A 5,047-nucleotide genomic window follows, 5' to 3' on the forward strand; every position below is an offset into this window, starting at 1 on the left:
GGACACCGCTGCCCCGCGAACGGCCCGGCGGCCGGTCAGGCGATGGCGCGGCGCTCGCCGGCCGGCGCCGAGCGCGCCAGGAGCTCGGCCGCGCCCTTGCGGTTCCGGAACGGTCGCAGCGCGGAGCGCATCTCCCGCACCGCCTGCTCCGCGTCCCCCGAACGCAGCCGCTCCCGCCCTGCCAGGAACGCCCGCCACGCCACGCACGCCTCCTCCAGGTGTCCGGCGCGCAGCAGCAGCCGTCCATAGCGCGCCTGGGTGAGCGCGCGCCCGCGTACGTCCGCCGCAGACCGCTCGGCGAGCGACCGGCGCAGCGCCGCGAGGGCCCCGGGCACGTCGTCGAGCGCCACCAGCGTGGCCGAAGTCTGGTACGCCAGCGCGGCCGTCGGGTAGATGTCGAACGGCGAGTCCCCGCGTCCCGCGCGCCCGGCGGCGCGCTCCGCCGCGCCCAGTGCGCCGAACGCCCCCCGCCGATCGCCGCCGCGGGCCAGCACCACGGCCAGCTGCGCCTGGACGTACGCCTGCTGGGCCGGTGGCACCCCCGCCGCCGCACGGCCGGCGGCTTCGGCGAGGTGCAGGGCGGACGGCAGGTGGCCCAGCCGCGCCGCCTGGGCGCTCATCGCCCGGACGGCCAGGCACCACGAGGTGCGGTCGCCGCACTCCGCCGCCAGCCGGTGGGCGAAGGAGTAGTAGCGCTGCGCCAGGCCGTGGAGCCGGCCGTCCTCGTACATCCGCGCCAGGAGGAAGGCCAGTCGGGATGCGGCCGTGGTCACCTCCGCCCGGTTCCGCTCCGGTGTGCCCGAGGTGAGGAGCGGGACCACGTCGTCCGCGAGGTAGCAGGCCAGCGCGCTGCGCGCGTGGAGGCCGCCGTGGCTGTCGATCGAGGCGGCGAAGAAGGACGCCGCGTCGCGCAGCGCCGGGGCGCGCTCCGCGGGCGTGTGGGGACGGGGGCGGGCCGGGCCGCCGGCGCCGCGTCCCGCCTGGGAGGGCACCGTGGCGGGGAACTCCGACACCACGGAGTCCGCGACCCGGTACGGCCGCTGCCGCAGCGCGTCCCGCCGGTCGCTGGCGGCGTCGTCGCGGCACAGGTCGGCGAAGCCCACCGCCGGGTCGGGGGCGGGCGCCTCCGGCGCGGGGGCCGTGAACCCGGCCGCCTGGGGGCTCACCGGCCGGCCGGTGCGGCGCGACAGCGCCTCCGCGGCCAGTTGCGGCGCCGGTGGCCTGGGCTGCGTGCCCGACAGCCAGTGGGCGACCGCGGTGCGGTCGTACCGGAGCGGACAGCCGATCTCGGCGCCCAGGGTGTTCACGGCGCGCGCCAGCGCCTCCTGGGTCCAGTCGGCCTCGCGCAGCAGTGCGCGCAGCCGTTCGTTGGGGTGGCGCCGAGTCGTCATGGTTCCTTGATGCCACAGTCCTTCGGGTGCCCGGCAGCGGCGCACGGAGGCACGTTCGAGCGGCGCTTGACTCCGTTACCACCCCTTCGGGTAGCTTTCCGGGCGATCTGCCACCCCGGGGTGGTAATGGTCGGCGAACGGGCGGACGGTGTCCGCATGAATGATCCTTTTCTGTACGACTCGGTTCTCCCGGGGGTCGCTGCCGTCGCTCCGGTCCCGGTTGTGCGCCGCAACGGAACGGCGGCCGTGCCGGTGTCCGCACCCTCGGCTCCCGCGCCGGCGGAGTGCGGGGAGGGAGCCACGCCGGTGCGCGCTGCCACCGCCGCACGCCGGGCGTGAGTGACGCCGATGGCAGTGTTGGTGCGCGCCCGGCGTGAGATGGGTTGCGCGTGCCTCGGCCCAGTTCGGGCAGGTTCCGGTCACACACCGGTGACGATTCGCGGCGAGCGGTACGTCGGCTGGCGCTCCGGCTCGACCGGTTGGTCTGATGGTGTGCGGTACACGAGATCCGACGAGAGGGGGAGGACGCGTGTCATTGTCACAGAACGTCCGCAGCGCGGCCCGGTCCGTGGCGCAGGGCGGTGATCCCCGAGAGGCGCTCACGGGGGCGCTCGGCCGACAGTTCCCGGGAGGGGACGACGAGGAGGAGTCGCGACCGGCCGGCACGGCCATCGCCGACCCCGACGACTTCCTGGCCGCCCGCGAACAGGGCGGCTCGGTGGGGACCCGCATCGAGCAGCAGACGGCGTCACTGAACAACGCCGGTGAGGTGCTCAACCGCACCTCGCTGAAGCGCGGCAGGTCCGGAGCCGTCCACGTCATCTGCCCCATGGTCATCCCGCGGGGCCGCACCTTCGTGACGATGTTCCCCGCGCTGCTGCTCATCGCGATCGGCGTCGTCGCCTGGCTGGTGATCGCCGCCGTCTCCGACGACGGACCGCTGCTCAACCCGTTCTTCGGCATTCACTACTGGTTCATGGCGCTGCTGGCCACCGGCTTCATGTGGTGGCGCCAGGGCATGGTCATGGTCCCGGACGGCTGCCAGGCGCTCATCACCCGCTTCGGCAAGCTGGAGCAGGTCGTCGGCCCCGGACGGATCACGCTGCTCAACCCGTGGAAGCGGGTCTCGTACATCGTCAACACCACGCGCGAGTACCCGTTCAACGCGCCGATCCGCGAGGCTCCCACCAAGAGCGGCGTGCAGGCGTCGATCGACCTGTTCGTGCAGTTCCGCATCAACGATCCCGTCGAGTTCATCTACACCCTGGGAGCCGTCCGCGGCTTCGAGGAGAAGCTGAACAACGCCATCAGCGAGACGACCCGGAGCCTCATCTACGACCAGGAGGCCTCCGCGATCTACGACATGGTCGGCGAGAACACCAACCGGCTGCTGGACCAGCTGAACCAGCAGTTCAGCCCGGCCGTCGAACTGACCAACGCCAACATCACGCACGCCGAGCCCGCCGGCAAGGAGTACCGGATGGACCTGGCGGCGCCGGAGATGGTGCGCGTCGCCAAGCAGGCGTACACCCACGAGTACGAGCTCCAGCTCCGCAAGGAGAACAACGAGGGCGACCTCACCAAGGAGCTCGCCACTCTCAACGAGACGCTCTCCGCGATCCAGGCCGACATCGCCCAGTACCAGGCGCAGATGGACACCGCCCTGGAGCGCGAGACCAACCGCGCCCGCGCCGTCGCCCGCCAGCGGTTCGTCGAGGCCGAGTCGGAGGCCCACGCCAACGCGGCGCTGCTGGAGGCACAGGCGCTGGACATCCGCGCCGTCTCCGCGGCCGAGGCCCCCGAGATCCTCAACTACCGCTACCAGCAGCAGGTCCTGGACCGGCTGGAGCAGGTCGCCGACCGACTGCCGCAGGTGCTGCGGATCGGTTCCGGCGACGCCGCCGCCGTGGACTTCCTGCGGATCGCCCGCGGCATCATCGGCGAGGCCGGCGACGAGCTGTTCACCGACGAGGACATGAGCGTCATCCGCGGTCGCATGGACGAGATCTCCGCCCGTATCAGCGAGCGCGAGGCCGAGATCAGCGCCCTGCGCAGTGCCGAGCAGGCCACCACCGTCACCCCGGTCGACACCTCCGAGGACGAGCTGCCGGGCGCCGACGCGGTGGAGGAGATCCGCGCCTCCGTGCAGAGCGACGACCCGGAGCCCGTGGCCGACGCCACGCCGGACCAGGCGGCGGAGACCGGCAGTGACCAGACCACGCGGGAAGGCGAGTAGATGAGCCAGCAGACCCAGGCCGACCGCCGCGGTTCGGTCATCCAGGAGAACGTCGCGGGCTGGGGCGACATCGCCCGCCTGCTGCGCGGCGGCGACAACGGCGCGCTGGTGCCGGTGGTCATGCCGCGCAACAGCCGTCGCAACACCTGGACCGTCCTGCTGTGGTTCGGGGTCCTCGCGCTCCTCGCGGGCGTGATGATGTCGCTCGGCAGCTCCCGCTCCGACAACGCGGTCGGCGGAGCGGCATGGTCCGCCGTGGCGGTGCCCACCTACGCCGTCGGCGCCATCGCCGTGGTGCTCGGCGCGCTCTGGTGGTGGCGCTCCTCGATCGTCGAGATCGAGCAGGGCACCACCGGTGTGCTGACCACGTACGGTGCGGTCGTCGGCGAGCTCGACCCCGGCCGCCACTACCTGTGGCACCCGTGGTCGCGCGTGGAGTTCGTCGTCGACACCTCCACCGAGATCCCCTACTCCGCGCCCGTGGTGGCGTGCCCCACGCGGGAGAACGTGCCGCTCACCTCGATCGAGTTCTTCCTGAAGTTCCGCATCACCGACGCGGTGCTCTTCGTGCGGACCATCGGCGCGAGCAACTTCGACCTGGTGCTCTCCAACGCGGTGCAGGACGCCATCCGGCAGCGGAGCCGCCAGATCTCCACCGAGCGGGCGTACGACCTGCGCGGTTCGGACGTCGCCGACATGCAGGAACTCCTCAACCGCCAGCTCGCCCGCTACGGCGTCCGGATCACCGGCTGCAACATCCCCGACGTGCAGCTCCCGGTCCAGTACCGCCAGCACCTGGCGACCCGCGAACGGGTGGCCAAGGAGAAGGTGGCCTACGAGCAGGAGTGGGAGCTGACCCGCAAGCGGCGGATCGACAACCTGCTCATGGACATCGAGCGGTCCAAGAAGACCCGCGACGCCAAGATCGTCGAGGTCAACGCGGCGCTGAACCAGGCACGCAAGGACGTCGCGCAGATGCTGGAGGAGCAGGAGACCGAGGCGCAGCGGGTCCGGTTCGAGATCGAGACCCGGGGGCGCGCGGGGCTGACCGCCGCGGAGAACGAGGCCAAGGCGCAGCAGCGCCTCGCCACCGCCTACCGCGACAACCGTGCCGTGCTCCGCTACGAACTGGCGCAGCGACGGCTGGACGTCGGTACCGCACTGGCCCAGGGCGCGCCGAAGCCGTTCGTGATCGACACCGACGGGTCCCACCAGGACACCTCGGCGCTGACGACACTGCTCACCGCGCAGCTGCTGCCGCGGCTCACCGCCGGCGGTGGCGCGGACACCGCCCGGGCGCTCGGCGCGCGGGTGACCGACCGGGCCGCCGCCCGGAACCGGGACGACGACGAGCAGTGACCCACCCGGGGGCGCGGTGCGCCGCGTCCCCTCCGGCGGACGGCGCCGGACAGGCCCCGAC

Annotated in this window: 3 protein-coding genes; 2 read left to right on the forward strand and 1 reads right to left on the reverse strand. The window is 72.8% G+C overall.

Features of this window, described 5'->3' with window-relative positions:
• Positions 1–35: 35 nt before the first annotated feature.
• Positions 36–1,391, reverse strand: a complete 1,356-nt coding sequence (locus tag HCJ92_RS22065) for an NsdA family TPR-like regulatory protein (protein ID WP_167935369.1) — start codon at positions 1,389–1,391, stop codon at positions 36–38.
• Between the two features lie 487 nt (positions 1,392–1,878).
• Between HCJ92_RS22065 and HCJ92_RS22070 the strand changes: the two genes are divergently transcribed.
• Both HCJ92_RS22070 and HCJ92_RS22075 read left to right on the forward strand, forming a co-directional pair.
• Entirely contained in the window at positions 1,879–3,627 is a 1,749-nt protein-coding gene (locus tag HCJ92_RS22070; protein ID WP_209311449.1) for an SPFH domain-containing protein, read from the forward strand.
• Positions 3,628–4,986 (forward strand): SPFH domain-containing protein, encoded by a 1,359-nt coding sequence (locus HCJ92_RS22075; protein WP_167935371.1) that lies wholly within the window; start codon positions 3,628–3,630, stop codon positions 4,984–4,986. It begins immediately after the preceding gene.
• The last annotated feature ends 61 nt before the right edge of the window (positions 4,987–5,047 follow it).

Source organism: Streptomyces spiramenti (assembly GCF_012034385.1).
GTDB lineage: Bacteria > Actinomycetota > Actinomycetes > Streptomycetales > Streptomycetaceae > Streptomyces > Streptomyces spiramenti.

Coding starts and splice junctions, on each gene's coding strand:
- HCJ92_RS22065 (WP_167935369.1), bottom strand. CDS start 1,391: ATGACGACTCGGCGCCACCCCAACGAACGGCTGCGCGCACTGCTGCGC.
- HCJ92_RS22070 (WP_209311449.1), top strand. CDS start 1,879: ATGGTGTGCGGTACACGAGATCCGACGAGAGGGGGAGGACGCGTGTCA.
- HCJ92_RS22075 (WP_167935371.1), top strand. CDS start 3,628: ATGAGCCAGCAGACCCAGGCCGACCGCCGCGGTTCGGTCATCCAGGAG.